Consider the following 21,476-nt stretch of genomic DNA (forward strand, 5'->3'; position numbering starts at 1 on the left):
TTCCCATGCGTCCAAGTCGATTTCGACCGCGTCGATGTCGAAGTCCGCGAAATCGCTCTCCTCGCGACGCGTCGGCAATCCGGTGCTCGTATCGCCGACGGCCACTCGAACACCGTTCTCGGACAGCCAAATCCGCAGATGCGCACCGCCTTCCTTGGCGTGCCTGCCGGCGTTCGTGACCAATTCGGAGACGGCGAGCACCACTGCGTCACACGCGTCGGAGGACCAACCGGCGGCGGTCAGCACAACGCGCACCGCATTGCGAGCCGTCGACACGTTCCGCTCCACCGCCCCCTGCGGGTAGATCTGATCGACCGTCGCCGCGGTCGTCGAAGCCGACGGATCGTCCGCCCCGGTCGACTCGAACAGCCGGAACCACCGGGTACGGGTGCCGTCACCGTTCAGCGTGAATCCCCATGAGCCCGCCCGGTCCAACGATTCGGACAGCTGCCCGGATTCCGTCGGCACGATCTCGCCGGTCTCCTCGTCGGGCATATCCCTGGCGGGTAGGTCCCAGCCGTCGTCGAGCACCCGGACCTCCACCCAGCGGTTGCCGGGCGCACCGAAGACCGCGCGCGTGATATCCGGCTCCCCCTGAGCACTCGCCGCCAGCGCGGCCTCCAGTTCCGCGGCGAGTTCGGCGTGGCCCGCCACCGGCCAGTCGGCCGGGAACTGCGTGTCGGAGTGTCCCGCGCCCGGCCTGGGCTGCGCGTGTGCGTGTGCGGTCGGGTCGAGTTCCGGATCGAATGCGTTGAACGTCCCGTGCCGATTCGGATCAACGCGCGAACCCTTGCCCCGCGTTGTCGGCTCGTCCAGCACGTCGGCAGCGGTGCCCGGCTCAGCGGCCCGACCGGTGGCTGGGCCGGCCTTCCGGTTTGTGTTCCCCGCAGCCGACGCGTCCGGCGCGCCACTCACGCGAGCGATCTCGATGGGTATGAGCGCGGCCAACCAGCGCATGGTCGCGGCGTGCAGCTTATCCGCCGACGACCGCGACAGACCTAGCCGCTGCGTGACTTCGTCCAGCGAAACATTCCGCAGCACGCGCAGTTCGGCGTAACCCGCCTGTTCCGGCGACAACCGCTCGACCGCACGCCGAACCGCCGCGGGATGCGCCTGCAGCGCGGTCGCGACGACCCGCGACGCGGTGGCGGTCCGCCCCTGCGCGACACCGGACAGTATCGCCGCCAACTCGTCCATCGTCCGGTGTTCCACCTCGGCCAGCCGGGAGTCGCTGTAACCCAACGTGGTTCTGATGTTCTCCAGCGAAAGCTGTTCCAAGAATCGACGTTCGGCGAATTTCCTTGCATCGCCGCGCAGTTCGCTGATGGCCTGGTGTACAGCTGCGGGATCCTGCTGTCCGATCGCGGTGACCAGCGACGCCGCCGCCGTCGGCTCCCTGCGGTAATCGGCCAGCAGGTACTTGCGGAACTCCAGCAGTGCCCGGTGCTCCAACGAACGGAACGGGTGCGGAGCCAAATTCAGCGCCGCTCCAACCGCGTTGCGCGGGCGGCCATCCCAGAACACCGCGGTCATCAGCGCCCGCTCCTCGGCACCGAGATCGTCGAGGGCGCGCCGGATTCGGGCGCCGCCGGCCCGGTACACCGAGCTGAGCACACCACGGAATTCGGCAGCGGAGCCCAGCTGCTGTAGCGCCCTCGCCATCCGCTGCGCGAACTGCGACGCCCGGGTGTGGTCCTCGGTCACCGTGCGCGCGAGACCGAGCAGCCACGGATGCACCGCCCGGCCACCGAGCGCGGCCAAGGTGAGATCGGCACGTGCGAAAACCTCCTCGGCGATCCGTCGCGCGAGTTCCGGATCACGAACCACCGCAAGTGCTCTGCGCTCGATATCCGCCCCGAAGAGCTCCCGCAGCCCGGTGTACGCGGCCGGATCGCCCGCCGCCGCGGCGCGTACCAGCGCTTGTTCGGCTTCGGCGGATCCGGGCGCGGCCCGGTTGGCATGGGCGGAATCGCCGAGGCCTGGATCTTCGGCATAAACCATGCCGGGATCGAATCGCTGACCGCGGGTACCGGCATCGATACCGCGCGCCCGGCTCGGAGGCAGATCGAGTGCCTCGGCCGCATCGACCGGCCGGCTCGTCATCGACTTCGGGTTGCTCGTCTCGAGGACGTTGCCTTCCTCCTCTATCGAATCAGGTCGCGCTGCAGCCCATTCGGCGCGCCGACGCCGCAGCACGGTGTCGATCGCGCCGGTCAAGCCGTCCAGCGCCACCGGATGATCGCCACGCCCGGTCAGGCCGAGCGCACGCATCCCATCGCGGAAGTCCTGATCCCAGAACGGATAAACGGTGAGCTCCACCGTTTCGTCCCCGAAACGGCAGCCGACGGGAACCCCTGATACACCGGACATGAACCCGTGCAACCTGCCCCGATTCACCCGGGCAGCATGCCGAAGGAGCGCATCAATGCTGTTCTGGGCCACCTCGACCGACTGACCACGCGGATGGAATTCGGCGAGCGCCCGCGCGAGCTGGCCAATTTTCTTCGACGCCAGCGCGATCGCCATCTCGCCGGGGCTGCGCACAGGTACGTGCCGTACCGCATCGATCGCCGCGCGCAGCCAGGACGGCGGCCGATTCGCCTCGCTGAGCTCGAAATCGGATCCGTCGACCGTGATGCGCAGCAACCGGTCACCGGGCTCGCCGATCTGCTCCAGCACGATGCGTACCTCGCCGCCGGATCGCATCGTGGCTTCCGTGATACGGCTCGCCAACTCCAATCCCGTGTCGTCGACCCGGTCGGCGGGCCAGTCGAACAGCTGCTCCGCCAAACGATCCCAGGCCCGCGCACCCGCGTTCAGTGCCGCGCCCTCGGTATCCGATACGTCGGCGGGCACCACAACGGTGAATTCGAGGCTGTTCGCCGTGGCGGGCGAATCCTGCTGGGGTGCATGGCTTTCAGTGGTGACAGCATCGGCCGGAGCAATGGGTGACGGATCCTGTTCGGCATTCTCCAGTTGGGCCGCGAGCACGGCCTCGAGTTCTTCGGCGGAAAGCAGATCGAGCACGCTCTCGTCGAGTACGAAACCCGAATCCGGGTCGTCGGCGGGCGTGCGGGAACCTTCGTCGCCGGATTCGTCGCCTTCGATGTAATCCAGCACCATCCAGCGCGACTTGCCGACGACGAGTCGGGTGATGCCGTTCGTCGCGCTGGTGACCGCGACTATCGGCGTGCCGCGACCGCGCTCGCCCTCGTCGGCGAGAATCGCGTCTCGCTCCGTGTCGGGGACCAGCGCGGGATTCTGCTGCCGATCGGCCGGAACATCCTCGGCGGACATCACTTTCGGCGTGAAGGTGCTGGTGTCGATGACCTCGACCAGTACCCGGTCGCCGATCTTCCACATCCGCAGCCGGACCGGGGTTGCGGTAGCGTCCAGCGCGTTGGCGGCCAGTTCGGAAACGTTGAGCTTCGCGGCGTAGACCTGATCCTCGTCGCTCCAACCGAATTCGCGCAGCTGCGCGGCCGCCCATTCCCGGGCCACCCTGGCCTCGCGCCTGCGCTCGGTCGGTGCGACCGGATCGCCGTCGGGGCCCGGGAGCCCGACCTCCAGTTGAGCGGATTCGCCGACGCCGCCACTGAATCGGACGTTTTGCGCGGTCAGCCACGGCGTCAACTTCTCGTGCATCGCACGCAGCGCGGCGGCCACCGCCATCGGTTCCGGGCCGAGCTCGATATCGGCGTAATGGGCTGTCACGACGCCATTTTCGCGGGCGAACACCAGCGTGACCCGGCCTCCAACACCGCGAACGGGGTTGAGCGCCAGCGATACCGAGAAGCGGTCCGGGCCGTGCGAGGCGTCGAGCACGTCGACCCAGAAGTCGTCGCCGAAGCCGCGGAACATCTCCTCCGGGGACTCGTAGGACGGCAACGTGTCGTCGAGGAATGCGGAAATGGACGGCTTGTTCACCTCGGGGCCCTGCCAGAGGGTGCCCTGGGTCATCATGTCGAACTTGACCGCGGTCAGGTCCACCTTGTTGGCGAGCAGGATGTCCCGCAGCTGTGCGGTCGACCGCATTTGATGCTCGGCGGTGCCGAAGTGGCGGCTGTGCGGTTCGATGCTCACAATTCGGCCGTTGACGATCGTCCAGACACCGTAGGCGGCGACTCCCCGGCCGGGGATGACGAAGGCGCGGTCCAGGGTCGGGTGGATCGTCTCGCGCAACGGGCCCGTCTTGACCCCGCCCGTCGCGTCGATCAGGAAGTTCTCGCCCAGTGGTGCGGTGTTGTACGGCTTCCCGTCCGGGCCGTACACCACCCCGTCGCGGATCGTCAGATCCTTGACGTGCTCAACAGCATTGAGCTTCGGGTGGTTCGGATCGATATCACGACCGTGCACCACCTCGTATTCGGCTTTGCTCGGCAGCGCCTTCGGCGGTTCGTTTCCGTGCGGATCCGATTCGTATGTCGACGCGCCGATACGCAGATCGGCGGCGGGCAGGGTCGCATTCGGATTGCCGCCCTTGATGAGGATGTTCTCGCCGTTACGCCAAACCGCGGCCCGGGTTTCGCGGGTTTCCTCCGGCGTAGCACCGACCAACTCCGCGAGCGACACCATGCCGTTGGGACCGAAAAGCCGTTCCTGCCCTTCGGCGTTCACACCGTGATAGGTCACATCGACACCGTCGACACGGAACACGTGCACGCCACCCGCATTGCGGCCGCGGTATTCCACGACGTAGGAGTGGCCACCGACATCCGGACGCTGAGGTTTCCCACTCGGACGCTGGCGTTTCCCATCCGGCGGCGGGGGCGTCCGACGCTGATCCAGCACCCAGGCCACCGCACCGCCGCGCTTCTTGCTCCAACCCTCGGCGATCAGCCCCTCCAGGAGCCGGGCGTGACCGGATCTCCTTGCGTCGCTTGCGAATCCCATCAGCCGTGCGCCTTTGAGATGCGGTTCGGTCTCAGCGAAAGTCAACCCGTTCAGCCGATCCGATGGCAGCTGCGGGACGGTGACGACGGGCCGGGGCTGCGTGCCGTTCAGACGCTTGAAGGACCGTGGCACGCAATCGTTCACGCCCTCGGTCTCCTGCTCGGCGAGCGCATCGGCGAGCAATTGCGGATCACTCGCCTGCGTCTCGAAGGCATTGATCAACGCATGCTGGGCATCGATCTCGGCGCGCAGCTTCTCGATCGCCGCCGCATCGGGAGCCGGAGCCATCAACCCCGTAACAGCCTCACCGAACTTCGGCGCTGGACGCATCTGGCTGAACAGCGTGCCCGCCTTGAGCGCCTTGTAGATTCGGTTGGTCTTGGCCGCGGTCGGATTGTAGGTCAGATCGGCGTCGACCAATCGCAGGTAATCGCGGTCCGCCCCATTGATCAATTGCGCACTCGCGCCCCACTCCCCCAGCGTGGCACGGAATTTCGCGTTGTCGCCACCGAGCTCCACCGCGCGGCGCAGCGCCGCCCCCTGCGGCACGGACAGCCCGTGATCGGTGACGCGTGGATCCCAATCCAGAATGCCCGGCCGCTCACGCAACAACCGCGCCAGCCGATCGATATCGGCCACGCGATCCGGCAACCGCTGCTTCATCGCGGCGATCGCCGCATCCGGATCCGCACGCAGTGCATCCAAATCCGCACGCAAATCATGCAACTGCTTATGCAACGCATGGAACAGATCGATATCGGCCAGACTGCGCGCCCGATCGGCGAACGCCTCGACCTTCAACGCCCGCAACCCATTCTCGGCACGCAACCGGGCGATGGCCTGCGCCAACAACTCCGGATCCGAACCGACCTCATCCAGCGAAACACCCAACTGCCGCGTCAACTCACGCAGCGATTGAGTCGGAACCTGCTGCGCGGCCTGCTCATCCGGCTCCACCGCAGGTCGCAACACGCCATCGCCGTCGTCGAGCAAGGTCATCGATACCGTGCGGCCTGCCACCTCGGTGGTGAGGTGACGGACCCGTACCGGGGTCGCAACCGGTTGGGCGTAAACCTTTCCGCGCGGGCCATCCTGATGGAAATACGCCTGCCGGTATTCCAGATCCATCGTGCCGTCGGTGAGCGCCTGAGCCAACGCCGCATTGCGGGGATCGTCCAAAGCATCTGCCAGAACCTGATCGTGATTGTCCGTATGGTCGAACACCACCAACCGCTGCTTGGCGCCATCACCGAACACCGCCAAACCCGGCGCACCCTCCACCGGCGTACCGTTCTGGGCCGCAATCCATTCCGTGGCAGCCATATGCGCGACCAGATCACCGAGCTCGTCGACCGCACGGTCCGCCTGCCGGAACTCCTCCACCAGGGTCTCGAAATTCGAGATATCCGCGACCAACTGGCGATCCGCCGCGAGCAGCGACCCCAACGACCTGGCCATTTTCGCCGGTCCACGCAGCTCGTTCGGCCCGAGGCCGAAGAATTCGGCCCATGCGAACAGTGCGTACCGGATCTGCTCGCGCAGCAGCGTCCGCCAGAACAGCCTGCGCACCACCGGATCTTGGCTGTTGTGCTCGAGGTTGTACCAGCGCCGCGGCGGGTTGGGGTTGTTGTTGACGGTGATCGGGATGGCATCGGTCGCCTGCCGCTGACCGTTCAACCCGAGTGCGGTATCCATCTCCCTGGCGAAGTGTTCGGCCGCATTCGGGTTGGTGTGGCGACGCCAATCCAGGAAGGGGATCTCCGCGTCCTCGGCGTTGTACTGCTCGGCCGCCTGCCGCAGCGCGACAACGGTCGCCGCATGTCGCAAACCGAGGTAACGCATTTGCGCGATGGCTTGGGCGATCGACTCCGGGCTGGGATCCGGCAGCTCGATGTCGTACCGGTGCGCGGCCGCGAGCAGCGCATTGGCGCGGTCCCGCCAGGTCTGCGCCGCCGCGTCGAATTCGGCTTTCCAGTCGAGGAATTCGCGCAGCGCCGCGGGTTCGGGCACGTGCGAGCCCGCTTGTGCCGCAGGATCGGCCGCTGCGGGTAGCGCCGCCGGGGCCGGGGTCGTCGACGGTGCCAGCTCCGCGCGCCGACCACCGAGCTCGGGCGTGCCGATCGTGGGCGCCTGGGCGGGCGCGATCGGCGCTACCGGCGGATGCGCGGTGAGACCGAACCTGTGATCGACACCCAGGTACTCCCACCGCAGCTGCTGAACCCGCAAGAAACTGCGGGGCACCTCGTCATATTCGGGAATGTAGGCCCGGCCGTCCCGGAATCGCATAACGGGCAGCGCGCCGACATTCTCACCGACCCGGCCCCGCAGCATCCGGAAGAAGACCTTGCGCCCCTTCCACAATTTCATGGCCTGCAGCGTGGTGAACGCCGGGTCGACCAACTGCCACTCATGGTGGTAGTCGTATTTGCCCAGGTTGTTGTTCACGTGGTCGCCGAACAGCTCACGAATGTCGTGCGTATTGATGATGTAGTAGTCGACGTTGAAACTGCTGCCGAGCGCGTACTGAATCTGCCCGCGATGCCACGGCATCCGCTGCTTGATCCGATCGAACAGCCGACCCACCACCGACCGGCCGGGTATCGCGGGCGCCAGCCCGTCGAGGGTCGGCGCGGCCAGCCGCTCGACGGGACGCACCCGCACCACGCCCTGCGTGTCCTCGACCAATCGAGCCGGTTCCCGTGCACCGTCCACCTCGATGACCACGTGCTCCGGCCCCTGCTGCGCGGCAAGCACCGCATGCGCGAGATCGTTCAGCGCGACGGCCCGGACCAGCACCTCGGCCCGCAGCCGCTGCACAGTATCTGCCAGCACGTCCGGAGCCAGCTGCTGCCGCGGCACACCGAGCTTGTCCGCCAACACGTTTCGGCGCAGCTCACCTCGGTTGCGCACCTCCGGGTCCGCACTGTCGAGATGTCGGCGCGCCGCGGCGTACAGCGCCTCGACCGCGGCGGCCCGGCGCAGCACCCGAGCCCGTTGCTCGGCAATGGTTTCCGCGAGTCGCGGCCCGGTCAGCCCCGCCGCGGGTACGCCGAGGGCCTCGGCCAGCCGATCCCGGACCTGGGCGGCCGTTTGCAGCCGTGGCCCAGCCGCGCCCGGTTCCGGCGGCGTACCTGTCGGTCCGAGCCGAAGCAGGAAATGCGTTGGGCGCAGGTCCATTTCCGCGTCGACGACGGCTGCCAGCGCAGTCAGCGGATCGTGCAGGTCGGCGAGTCCTTCGCCGATTCCCAATAGCGCGGAAAGCGCGCGCGTGTAGCGGCGTTGGCCATCGGTCAGCGGATCCGGTTCGTCCGAACGTCTTTCGGGTGCGTCCGCGAAATATCGCATCAGCTCGTCCAGCGGATTCCGCGGCGCGCTCTGTCCGATGCGCATATCGTCTCGTGGCGGTGCGGCATTCGGATCGCTGCCGCGGATGGGCGCTTCCACGCCACCGTGCCATGTCACCGCCCAGGTCTCCTGGGTCTCACGGCGCGAACCACCCGTCAAATACGCCAGCGAAACCGGTGCACCCGTATCCGGGTGAGCAAGCCACTCCCGACCCTGCGCATCGGTACCGAGATAAACAGCCAGGCGACCAGCGATGTCGAAAACATGCGCGCCATCACCGTTACGGCCCTCATAGCTCACCGTGAAGGAATGCGCACCGACACCATGCACGTCAACGGTGGCCCGACGATCGAGAATCCAGGCCGTCGCACCATTACCGTCGTCATTCAAGCCCCGGGCGATCAGCCCACGCAGGATCTTCGCGTGGGCGGAACTCGTTGCGTCGGTGGTGAACCCGGCGACATGCGCATCATTCAGCAGCGATACCGCTTCTTCCCACGGATGTCCGGCTTTGTTGGCCGCGTTCGCCCTCGGCCGCCTGACTACCTGCCCTTCCTTCGCTATCACTCCATCGAACGAGACTTCGAGACAGTCGTTTTCGTACTCGTGCAGCGCGTATTCGACGTCGCCGACACCGCGCCGCGAAATCTTCACCGACAGCGTCTGCTGCCCCGCCTCACCGGTCACCTTGCCCGAAATCTCGATGTCGTGGCGGAAGACATCGTCGGCGAACGGTGTATCGCGAACCACCCAATCGATGACCCGACCGATCCAGGTCGGCCTGCGGTGCTTCCGATTCGCCAGGTCACCGATGCTGGGCGCGGCGATCTCGCCCGCCTTCTGCTCGACGGCCCGCCGTGCCTCCGCGATCTTGGCTTCCGGCCAACCATGCATCGCCAAGGCCATATCACCGAGCACCTTGTCGAACCGCTGCTGGCCCGGTGCGATATACGGATCACTGAAACGGCGGGTACGCGCGGGATCCGGTGTGTACGGGTTCGTCTCGGCACCGCCACCGACATCATCGGCCCGCTTGCCGGTCACCTTGCGATACAGGCCACGCTCACCGGGTTCCGGAGTGAGTGGCGGCCGCTTGGCATCCCAGTCGTAACCAAGCTTTTTCGCATACGCGGCGGCATCGGCCCACCGTGCGGTCGGATTCAGCGCGAGATAGGTGCCGCGAGCAAGCGCCGCCTCCATGCCGATGACATCGGCGCGCGAGAGCGTTCCATCGATCGCCCGCTGCCACAACTGGGCGACATCCGGCAAGCGATTCAACTCCGGATTGCGCAGCAACTCATCGCGAATCGTCCGCAGGTTGGCGATGATCTCGTAGCGCGGACGAACGTTACCCGCACTGTCGCGCAACCATGTGGAACCATCCGGATGTTTCGGCAGGGTGGTGCCCTTACGATCACGAACCCACGGCTGGTTCGGTGCGTTACGCACCCACCGCTTCCGATCGCCACCGGAATACCTGATCGGGTCCGCGATCGCCTGATCGGCGATCTTGTACAACAGGCTGTCGCCATGCTCGGTCCGATCCTGCTCGAACCAAGCGAATTTCGCATCCGCCGTCTGCTGATGACGTTGCCGCGCAGCCTCTTTCGCATCCCAGTACGGCTGAATGCCCGAAAGGTCGACGCTGGGACCGTGGTACGGCAACGGGGCGCTGCCGTCGAGTCCGGACGCCGATGGTCCGCTCGGAATGCCGAGCGGCGCATGCGGCATCAACGGCATCGGGTCGGTCCGGTCCGGGAACCAGTTGTACTTCCGCAGATTCCGCGCCAACCGCACCAACGGAATGACATTGAGCATGTTCTTCGGATGCGGAATCCATTGCGCCGCACCGCCGACCATCCACGAGATGCGCGGATGCTTGCGCGCGAACTCCGCGGACAGCGGCAACCTGATCGAACGCCCCGGCTCTTTGGTCGTCGGGATCAACTGCGTAAACCACAATGCCGCACGTCCCGGCCAATCGTGGTTGCGCAGGTAATTCACCACCCACCGATGCTTCGGAATCGACGCACCGATACGAACCGTGTAGATGAACGCGTTGAAGATGTAATCGCCGATATCCGAGTGGTAGGCGTGCACACCCTTCGGAACCAGGAACAGCGGCTTCGACAACGGAATATTCTGCGGGTAAACCGATTCGAGCGTTTCGCCGTGCTTGAAGTGATGGTCGAAGGAGCCGATCGCATCACCCATCGCGGTGACCGGTCCCTTCGCCAGGAACGGCGGCTGCGGCACGGTCCAACGCGCCGGATATCTACCCTTGGTCCCCTTCTTGATGACGACCCCGGGGCCGAGGGAGGACAAGACGCGGGTGCCCTGATAACGGCCCCCTGCATCGACTAGAACCTCGCTGAACCGCACATCGAACGGGAACGCCGTCGACCGCGCCAACCGGATCGCGACCTCGACATCCACACCGAGTACCCGCTGCAACGCCTGCCGATAATCCGTCGCGCCGGTATCACCACCGACAACGACGATGCGCCCGAACGCGATCCGCCCGTCGTCGTGCAACCCGCTCGGCACGATACCGACCCGGTCCGAAATCGGAATCGCGCCTTCATCATGCAGCGCACGCAGCGCCGCCCGGCGCTGCTGGAGCTCGGCCAGCGCCAGCTCCGCCCCGCGTATCTGGTCGAGCGCCGCGCGCAGGTCACGTACCCGCTCCACCGCGGTCGACGGCGCCCGATCGCTGATCGGGTCCAGTTCGGCCGGATCCGCGATGCCGAACCGGCGCGCCAGCTCCGCACGCGCCTCCCTGGCCTGCGCCAGTTGCTCCAGCAGATCCGCATGCATGCCTACGGCCGCTTCGTACCGGTCGACAAGCTGACGCTGAGCGGCCTCTGCCGAGGCGAATTCCGCTCGGATACGGTCGAGTTCGTGTCGGATATGCGTAACGGCCGCATGCTTGTCCGCGGCCGGAATCGGGGCCGACAGAGTTCGGTCGAGTACGTCCTGTAGCGCCTGGATGTCCGCGCGCGGACGGGCGAGCGCCTGCTCACCGGCCCGAACCTGGTCGCGCAGTGCCTGTTCCGCGCTGCGGGCACGGCCGAGGTCGCGTTCCAGACCCGTTATCGAATCGGCTCGTTCGAGAGCTCGGCGGAATTCCCGCGCCGCGGCTTCGCCGCCGAACGCTGCGGTGAAGTCGGTTCGCAGCGCGGCGAGGCGGGCCTGCAGCGCATTACGCGACGCGACATTGTCGGCAAGTTGGAGACGAATCACTCTCGTGCGCAAGCGATCAGCGCGTTCACGCACCCGATCGGCCTGCTGCCCGATGCGCTGTGCCCGCTCGTCCAACTGCTGGGCGAGGTCGTCGTCGCCCGCCGTGCGCGCGGCCCGCGCGTCGGCAAGCGCCGCGGCCGCGCGACCACGCAGCCGCAGTTCCTCGGCGAGCACATCGCGAATCTCCCAGACCGCCGCGCGAACTTCCGGGCCACGCCCCGGTTGCCTGGGTGCCGGTGTCGCGCCGAAGCGTCCGGCGCCCACCAGCTCGAGCGCACGGCCCGGGTTGGCGAGCAGCCGTCCGCCGCGCCACATCACGGCGGCGGTCTGCCGGACGTTGTCGATCGAACCGCCGGCCAGTTCGGTCAGCGAAATCGATCGCTGCTCGTCGGCGGGGTCCTCGAACCACTGCCCGATGGTGCGAACGTAGGTTCTGCCCCCGATCAGATAGGTGTGCACGCCGGGCGCGGTTTCGCCCTGGTAGGTGACGGCGAAGATGTGCCCGCCGACGCCATCGTCCGCATTCGGAACATTACGCAGCTCGACCACGAAACTCGTTGTGCCCGCGCCGTGTTGCTCCATCGCATCGAGTAGCGCGCCGTAATCCGCGCCGCCGTTCGCGTCCTCGAATATCGTCGGTTGCGCGGCGCGCAGCAATCCCGCGACGACCGCGCCGTCCAGGCCGAGCCCGTCGCCGAGATCGGGTGCGGGCTCGTCCATCACATCGCCCTGCTGCGACCGAACGTCGGCCGTCGCGTCCGCGACGCAGGTGTTGCGATCCGCACCGGTTCGGCCCTGGATGGCCTGGGCCAGTTGCTCCGCGAGCTCGGCCGGATCGCCCGCCGTCGCCGGGCGCGGATGGGCGGTGGAGCCGTCACCGCTGCCTGGAGTGGGCGCGATACTGGCCTGCTGCGGCCTGGATTCGATTGCGGGAACGGATATTTCGGCGTTCGATGCCGTCGGCTGAGCGGCGGTCGTCGCGCTTGCGGGGTCGACGGCCGGGCCGGACTGCCGCGTGGTCGCGGACGTGGCGCCACTCGACGGCGCGTGCAGCTCGGTGACGCGCACCGTGCCGTCCGAGCCGACCCGCACCATCAGGTAACGGGTTTCGACGCCCTGTTCCGCCCAGGCCGCCCGCAGCTCGGCATTGACGACGTGCTCGGCCGAGGCGAAGGGCGTCGCCACCGTGACGCGCATCGGCACGCCGTCGGTGACCACCGCATCCTCGGTGACCCGTCGTCCGGGCAGCGAATCGAGCAGGGCGCCGACACCGGCGACGTCGGCCGCGTGCCGGGCAGCCGCGACGGCCTCGATGGCCGACCTGAGCGCCGTCGCCGCGACTCGGGCCCTTTGTGTCTGTGCCACAGCGTTTTTGCGGTCCGCGAAATGCTGGACGAGTTCGGCGGCAGGGATACCGCCCTCCGTTTCGCGGCGCGCCAACTCGTCGCCCTCGGCACGCCAGTGCCACACCTGTTGCTCCGCGGCCGCCATCAACTCGGTTGGGCTCAGCGGTGCGGGATCGGTGACCCCCAGTTCGCGCAATACCTCGCGCTGCGCGTCCGCGACCGCGTCGAGCTGCTGCTGCGCGGCCGTGATTGCGGCGCCGTGCGCGACGAGCGCGGCGCGCGTGTGCGCATCGGCGGGTACGTACGCGCTCGACTCGCCTTGGGTCCAACCCCGCGTGCCGGTCACTTTGCCTGGCGAATTCTGCACCGCACCAGCGGTATTCGTCACGGCGCCACTGGGATTCACCGCCGCGCCGGCGGGGTCTGTCACCACGCCACCGGCATTCGTCACAGCGCCAGCAGGATCCGCCACCACGCCAGCAGGATCCGCCACCACGCCAGCAGGATCCGCCACCACGCCAGCAGGATCCGCCACCACGCCAGCAGGATCCGCCATCCGTGTTGCGCCGGGCCGGTTCGCCTGCGCGGTAACCGCCGAACCACTATGCGGCGCCACGAAATTCGCCGACCCGTCACCGGCAACCCCCGCGCGGCGGTTGAGGTATTCGGCCAGTTCTTCGAGCGCGCTGATCTCGGCGTCGGTGTGCCGTGCCCGATCCCGCAGCATTTCCTGGATCGCCGCGAGCTGCGCCTCGCCGCGGGCACCGAGATCGGCGAACTTCCCGGCGCGGATCGCCGCGTAGGCCTTCGCGTAATCGGCCGGGGACAGGTCCTCGAGCACCACACCGGCGATCTGCCGCCAACTACGGCTCGGCTGCTGTGGCCCTGCCGGGTCGAGGCTCGCGCTCGGATATTCCGCCGCCGCGGCCAACAGCCGGTCCCGATCCTCGACTAGTTCGCGAATGTAGTCGGGGGTGGTCGGATCCCGCATGGGCAGTTCGCGGTCGACGGGGCGCGGATCACTCGGCGCCGCATCGGGATTCGGCCGCAACCCGTCGGTGTGCGGATCGATAGCGCCGATCGCGTCCAGGTATTCGGTGAGCGCGGCCACGGTGCGGGCCGCGTCGGCGCGGATCGCCTTGCCAAGCGCCCGGCTCAGCTGCGAGGGGCCGATTCGTGTCTTATCCAGGACATAGTGCAGATTCTGGGTCCGGGGGTTCTTGGTGAACTTCTTCAGGTAGAGGTCGTCGGCCGAGATGCCCAGCGCCTCGGCCAACCGGTCGCGCGCCGCGTCGACGGCCGCGGCATCGATGCCGCGCAACTTCTGCACGTAACCGAGCAGCGCGGTCAACTGCTTCTTCCGGACCGAATTCCCCTGCTCCGGATCGGCGATCACCTCCGCGAGCCGGCCCGGCGTCAGGTCCGCCTCGGCGATCGCGGCGACGCGACCCACCTTGGCACGGATCGCGGCCAGCTCGTAGAACGCGTTGAACCGATCGATGGCGAGCAGGGTGCGGGCGTGGTCGAGCAGCGCCTCGTCGGCGATCGCGTCCAGTGCGTTGCGGTCACGCAGCGCGGCGATCGTCGCGCCCAACTGTCCGGGGGCGAGTTGCTCCGGTTTCAGGTCGAAGTGTTCGCGCAGTTCGGCGAGCCCCTGCTCCAGCTCCGCCCTGGTCAGCTGGTCTAGGCCCGAATGCTGCTGCGGTGCCGTGACTTCCGGCGCCACGCCGTCCGCGAGCACGTGCCAGCGGCCGTCCGCGTCGCGCAACATCGTCGCGGCGAGTCGACGCCCGGCGATCTCACCGGCGAAGTGCCGGACCGCCGGTGTCTCGATCGCGGCGCTGAGCACCGTCCCGGCACGGTCCGCCCAGACCACCCGGTATTCGAGCCCGATCTCATCGCGATTCAGCGCCCGGGCCACATCGGCGTAATCCGGATCGGCCAGCAGCTTCGCGAGCATCCGGTCGTGACCGGATCCATCGTCGATGACCACGAGAGTGAGCCGGTCGACGCCGACCAGCGCGATGCCGGGATGCTTCGCCGTATCCAGCGACGCACCGCCCTGGGAGCGGACCCAGTCCTGTCCGGCGACGCTCGCCATCACCTCGACGACCTCGCCGAACGCCACGTCCGCAGCGCGGTAGCGAGCCGCCTGCGCCTCGAATTCGTCTGCCATACGGGCCAATTCGGCTGCCCGCTCGCGCTGTGCGGCCAACTCCGTCGAATCGACCGCGGCCGGGTCGGCGCCGACGATCTCGGCCCGCATGCCGACCTCGCTCTGCAGGCCGGCGCGCCGGGCGACATCCGCGACGTACGCGCGTCCGGTCGGCGTATCGTGCTGGCTCAGGTCGTACCAGCGGTGTCCCGGCTGACTCCGGTTGTTCACCCCTTCCCACAGGCTGAGGGCGCGGCCGAGGCGCAGCGCCCACCGCAGGCCGCGGCCCTTGCCCGCGACCAGGCTCTTACCCTCGGCCGCCGCCTTGACCGCCGCGGTCGCTTCCCGAACCTCCCGCTCGAAATTCCCGAGCGGGTCGGGCGCGATGAAGTTGACCTCCCCGTTGAACGGGATGCGCCGCGCCTCCGCTTCCAGGCGCAGCAGCGCCGCCTCGAGCTCGCGCACCGTCGCCGCCTGGCGCATCGCCCGGTACTGCAGTTCGTCGAGGGCGGCCTGCACCGATTTCGGACTCGAATCGGCCAGTGCCACATCGTATTCGGTGGCCAAGGCGTAAAGCCGCGCACCCTCTTCCGCGCGCGGGCGCGCCGCATTGTCGAGTTGCTCGCTCCAGTCTGCGAGCTCGGCGCGCGCCGCGGCGGAGGCGGGCTGCGGCCGCGCGTCCGGCACGGGTGCCGGGACGTCGCCGTTGAGTTCGGGCCCAGTCGTAACTGGTTGCGGCGCAGCGTTTTCGGCTTGGGTTACCGGATCGAAGCGCTGTAGTCCGAGGCGCTTCAGCTCGGCCGACATCACCCGCGCCTCGGGGCTGCTCGGGTCGCGCCAGTAGGTGTACTCCCTGCCGTCTCTGGTCGTCGGCATCGGCGTCTCGACCATGCCGGCGCCCGGGCGGAAGAAGCGCGCGATCTGGTGGCGCGACTTCCAGAACGTGACGATCTCGCGGATGGTGATCAGCGGACTCGCCTTGTGCGCCTTGGAATGCGCCGAGTACAGGTGCTCTGGCTCCAGCGGCCCGATGTGCGCGAGCTGCCCGATCGACATGATCACCACGGCCTGCCCGGCGGGCACCATTTCCGACGGCGGGTGAATCGGGTTCACCTTGTGGTAGCGCACGGCCTGCTTCAGCCACTGCGCGAACCGGCGGCCCGCCGACTCTTTCCGGGTTACGGCCGACGGCAAAACCTGTTCCGGTGCGGCGGTTTCCGCCGAATCCGCCGAATCCGCCGGATCGGGGGCGACCAGCTGCCAGCCGTCCGGCCCCTCGACCAGGCGCATCGGCACCAGCTGTCCGTCGATGTCGAAGACGATGTGGCCGCGCTCGGCGGCCTGCGGATCGTCTCGAACCGTCGCGGAATTCGCTTGAACCGTAACGACATGGCCGACCGGCATCGCCGCGGCGGCCGATTCCGCGACGAATTCCGGCGCCGACGGCGATGCGAGCCCGGCCACGTGCGGCACGCCGTCCGGATGGACAACCACTCGCATGAAATGGATTTCGGCACCGGGATGGGCCAGCGCCGCGGCCAATCCGGGACTGCGGCGCGCGGCGTCGGTAAGTAGTGCGCGGTGGACGGACGGATCGAATCCCCGGCCCACCACGATCACCCGAGTGTCGTCGACAACGCCTATTCCGGGTATCGCCGTGCCCGCCGTGTCGTGGACGGATGCCGCGCCCTGCGCCGCCAAATAGGCGGCTCCGGCCAGCGCCGTCAGTTCGTCGGCGAGCTCACCGACCCGCGTCCGCGCGGTATCGAAATGTTCGGTGGCCTGCTGGAGTTCATCAGGTGCGGCTGCGACCACGGCGGCGCGCAGGGCGGACAGCCGCTCGGACACCGCCGCACGTTCCGCGGCAAGCCGGATGAGCTCTGCCCGCACCTCAGCGGACAGATCGGTGAACGGGACGAGACCCGTCCTTTGCCCGGCCGCCACCGAGTCCTGTGATACGGGCTGTGCTTGCGTACCAACGGATTCCGCCGAAACGGGCTGTGCTCGCGTACCGATCGCGGGCCGTCCCTGCGCGCCAACTGTCCGCTCGGACTCCGGATTCGCTCGGTTCGCACCCGAATCCTCGGACGTGGGCACGTCATCCGGACGTTCGGACGTCGTTCTTGGTTGCAGGGTCCGGACCGCCGCCGGTGTGGACCCGTCCACGACTCCGGTTGGCAGCGCACCCGCCGGAGACGGTGCCTCCGAGGCATTTTCGGCGTCCGCGTCACCGATGCGGCCGAACGGATCCTCCCGCAGTTCGTAGCCGCGAACGTGCCGTGGCACATCGGGACCGGGTAGCTCGGAGTGTACGCCGGGCAGCCGCCGGACAACGGCCCGCACGGCCCGTCGGGCGGCACCACCCGAGGACAGGTCGACGCGGTCGTAAAGTATGCCGCCGCCACCGACGGCGACAATGTCGACCTCCAGCAGGCGCTGCCCCACCGGACCGGTGACCTTCGCCGAAACGAACACCCCGCCCTTGGTCATATCGACCGCGCCGCGATACATCTTCGTGAGGTAGCCGACCCGTCGCCCCACCTCGGCGCGCGCCGTATCGATCTGCGCCTCGGGGAAGCCCTCCATCACCCGGCCGAGCAGCTCCAGCACGTGGTCGCGCCCGCCGCCGCCATCGCCGAAATCCACCTTGGCGCCGAAGCGGCGCGTCCGCGCGGGATCGGGTGTGCTCGGGTCCAGCTCGGACGTGAACCCGAGCGTGCTGATGCCCCGCGCGCCGGTCAGCTTGGCCCAGAGGCTGCGCGCTTCCGGCAGATACGGCCGGGACCGGTCCCAGTCGTAGCCGAGCGACTGCGCGTGCGCCAGCGCCTGTTCCGCAGTGGCGTTAGGGTGCAGCGCGCGGTACTGCGCCTCGGCCAGCGCGGCCTCGATCGCAATGATGTCCTCGCGCAACGGTTCTCCGGCCAGCAGCCGCTTCCACATCGCGACAATGTCTGCGATGTGGTTCATTTCGGCATTGCGCATCAGATAATCGACGACCGTCCGCAGGTTCGCCATGATCTCGGCGGGCGGGCGCACATTGCCCTCCGCATCGCGCAACCAGGTCGAGCCGTCCGGATGCTTGGGCATCGTCGAGCCCGTCCGGTCGAGAGTCCATTTGCCACCGACGTATGCGAAACGCTTCCGGTCGCCACCGGAGTACGCGTCGGGGTCCTGTGCCGCGTTCGCCGCGATCTGCGGCAGGTACGTGTCGGCATTTTGCACAAAATGGTCGTAGTAGCGGTCGGTCTCTTCCTGAATCCGTTCGCGCTCTTCTTCGTTCGCCGCCCAGCGCTCGGCGAGCGCCTCGGGGATCTGGACGGTCGGGCCGGTGTACGGCATCACCGGACCCGTGCCGAAACGTACCGATGCCGGGCTGACAACCGGGTCCGTGAGATCGGTCCGGCGCGGAGCCTGCGTGTCCTCGCCGAGGTGTACCGATGCGGGGCTGATAACCGGATTCGCGAGTTCGGTCCGGTGCAGCGCTTGCGGGTCCTGCTGCCAATAATCGAACCATTCGTGCGTTCCCGTGCCCCGGATCAGCGGGAACACCTGGATCCAGCGGCCATTGCCGAGGCTGGGCACCCAATGCGTGACATTGGCTACCGCGAACGCCAACCTGGGGTGCGCGTTGATGAACGTCGAGTTCATCGGGACACTGATCGATCGACCGTATTCGGTGGTGACGGGTATCCGGAAGAAGCGGAACGTCCGCAACACCGTGCGCCCCAACCACTCCCGGTTCTGCACGAACTCCAATACCCACGGATGATTCGGAATCCGCTGACCGATCCCGACGGCCAGCATCCGAGCCGATATGACGTTCTTACCGATATCGGAGTGGTAGGCGTTCACACCCTCCGGCACGACGAACTGCGGCTTGGTCTGCGGAAGCTGCTGCGGGAAAACGGTTTCGATGGTTTCGCCCGGCTTGAAATGATGATTGATCGCAGTGACATCATCGAAATATGGCACCGCACCATACGAGAACGAATACGGCCCGAGGACAGGCGTCCACTTCGTCTTCTCCCACGACCGCGGATGCTTCGCCGGCTCCCACCGCCAGCCGATCTCGCTGGTCGTCACCGCATCCGTAGACGCCAACGGCTGGAGTCCGGTCGGCCGCCCCTGCTCGTCCACCGAGTACTGGACGAACTCGATGTCCATCGAAATCGTGTCCGACTTAGCAAGCCCCAGAATGAGATTGACGTCGGCACCCGGAGCCAGCACCCGCTGCAATGCCTGCCGGTAACCGGTGGTTTCCGCCTCGGTGCCGACCACCACCACCCGCCGATTCGGGAAGGTCGTCGAACCATCGGCGGCCGGTTCCACACCCACCCGGTCCGCGATCGGGAACAACCCGAGATCATCAATCGCCTGCAACGCCGCACGACGCTCGGCCAACCGATCCAACTCGGCCTCGAGCGTCTTCCACTGCTGAATCACGGCTCGCAGCGCACCAACCCGCTGCCCACCCGGCGAAATGGCGCCTCGATAGCCTCGTTCCAGTTCCGCCGGGTCGGCGACGCCGAACTCGGCGGCCAACCGATCGCGCGCCTGCGTCGCCGCTTCGATCTCCCGCACCAGCGCGGCCTCCCGATCGGCCAATGCGCCGGTCTGTTCGAGGGCCTCGGTCAACTTCTGATGCGTCTTTTCGAGCGCGACCACCGCTTGATCGGCCTCGATCAGCTTTATCACCGCGGCCCGCAACCCCGCCAACCGCTCGGCCTCCGCGGCCGGGGTGTCGGCCGATGTCTGCTCGGCCTCCTCGATCGCCGCCGCCAGTTCGCGCGTCGCGGCCCGCCCGGCCTCGATCTGCTGCTCGAGATCCGCCAGCCCAGCCTGCGCCAACCGCACCTGGTCCAGCTCCTGAGCCGCGGCCGCCGCGCGGTCGAGCAGTTCGAGGTCGGCTCGCCGCCGGTCCACCAGCTCCGGATCGCCGAGTTCGGCGGCCAGCCGATCGAGCAGCTGTTGAATGCGCGCCCGCAGCCGCTCCTGCGTGCGGGCGTGGTCGGCGCGGCGCAGCGCGACGGCCTGGGCGCGCAACTGTTCCGCGCGTTCGGCGGCGGCATCCGCCTCGGCCGTCAACCGGTCCGCCGCCAGACCGAGCCGCCGCGTTCGGCCGCGCTCCCGGGCCGCGTCCGCAGCGTCCGCTTCCGCGCGCCGCTCGGCAGCCGCTGTGCGCGTACGCATTTCGGCGGCGCGGGCATCGCGCAGGGCCGTGTACAGGTCGCGCAATTGCCGCGCCGATCCGCCGGTCGGCGCCACCGCGGCGGACTTCTCGGTACCCCCGGGCGACTCGATCGCAGCCGCGGCATTCGGACCGACCGGTGTCGCGGCCGATGCCGGCACGAACTCCCGCACCGACGGCGATACGAGGTCGGCCACGTGCAGCACGCCGTCCGGATGTACAACCACTCGCACGAAAGAGATTTCGGCGTCGGGGCGGGCGAGCAGCGCGGTGAGCCCGGGGCTGCGGCGCAGGGCATCGGTGAGCAACGCGTGGTGGACGGCCGGGTCGAATCCCCGGTCCAGAACCATCACCTGCCCGTCTATCACGCCCACCCGAGCGATCGGCGTGCCCGCTTCGTCGACAACGGGCGCCGCGCCCTGTGCGGCCAGGTAAGCGTCGGCGGCCACTGCCGTCAGCTGGTCGGCGAGTTCACCCACCCGGGTCAGCGCCGCGTCGAGCTGCTCGGTGGCCTGCTGAAGCTCGGTGGGCGCGGCCACGGCCACGGCTGCGCGCAGGACGGGCAGTTGCTCGGATATCGCCGCGCGTTCGGCCACCAGCCGATCGAGTTCGGCCTGCGCCTCCGCAGGCAGGTCGGTGACCGGTGCGAGGCTCGTCAACTGCTGCCGGGTCCGCGCCGGGACCGGTGTCGAGCCGTCGGGCGTGGTATTCGATTGCGCGGCAGTGGTATTCACCGGACCGGGTGGCGCTTGCCCGACAACCGGTCCGACCGATCCGGGCCGCGCCTGCTCGGCGACCGCGCCTACCGTTCCGGACTGCGCCTGCGCGGCAAGCGGATCCACCGAACCCGGCCGCGCCTGCTCGGCGACCGCGCCTACCGTTCCGGACTGCGCCTGCGCGGCAAGCGGATCCACCGAACCGGGCCGCGCCTGCTCGGCGACCGCACCTGCCGTTCCGGACTGCGCCTGCGCGGCAAGCGGATCCACCGAACCGGGCCGCGCCTGGCTGGGGCGGGTCGCGGCTGGGGTGGATCCGTCGGGAACCGCCGCCGAATCCCCGGCGGACCGGCCCGCCGGTAGCGCGCCGCCCGACGGCATTGTCCCGGAACCGTTTTCGAGTTCCGAGCCGATATGCCCGCGCGGATCCTCCGTCAGGTTGTAGCCCTGGATCCGGTGCGGCAGATCCGGGCCGGGCGGCTCGGTGTGCACGCCCGGTATCAGGTTGCCGATGAAGCGGACAAGTCGCCGGATAGCACCCGTCGCCGGTTCGACCGGCTCGTAGAGGATGCCGCCGCCACCCTCGGCCT

The 21,476-nt window shown here is 68.1% G+C and carries 1 protein-coding gene (only partly in view); it reads right to left on the reverse strand.

The whole window is internal to an alpha/beta hydrolase gene (locus LGY53_RS29115; protein WP_225729893.1) on the reverse strand: the coding sequence, 50,625 nt in all, runs 16,653 nt past the left edge and 12,496 nt past the right edge, and what appears here is coding positions 12,497-33,972 (codon 4,166, partial, through codon 11,324, complete); the first complete codon in reading order (the gene reads right to left) occupies positions 21,472 to 21,474. Both codon boundaries (start and stop) fall beyond the window edges.

The sequence above is a fragment of the Nocardia sp. JCM 34519.1 genome, assembly GCF_020361265.1.
Lineage (GTDB): Bacteria > Actinomycetota > Actinomycetes > Mycobacteriales > Mycobacteriaceae > Nocardia > Nocardia arthritidis_A.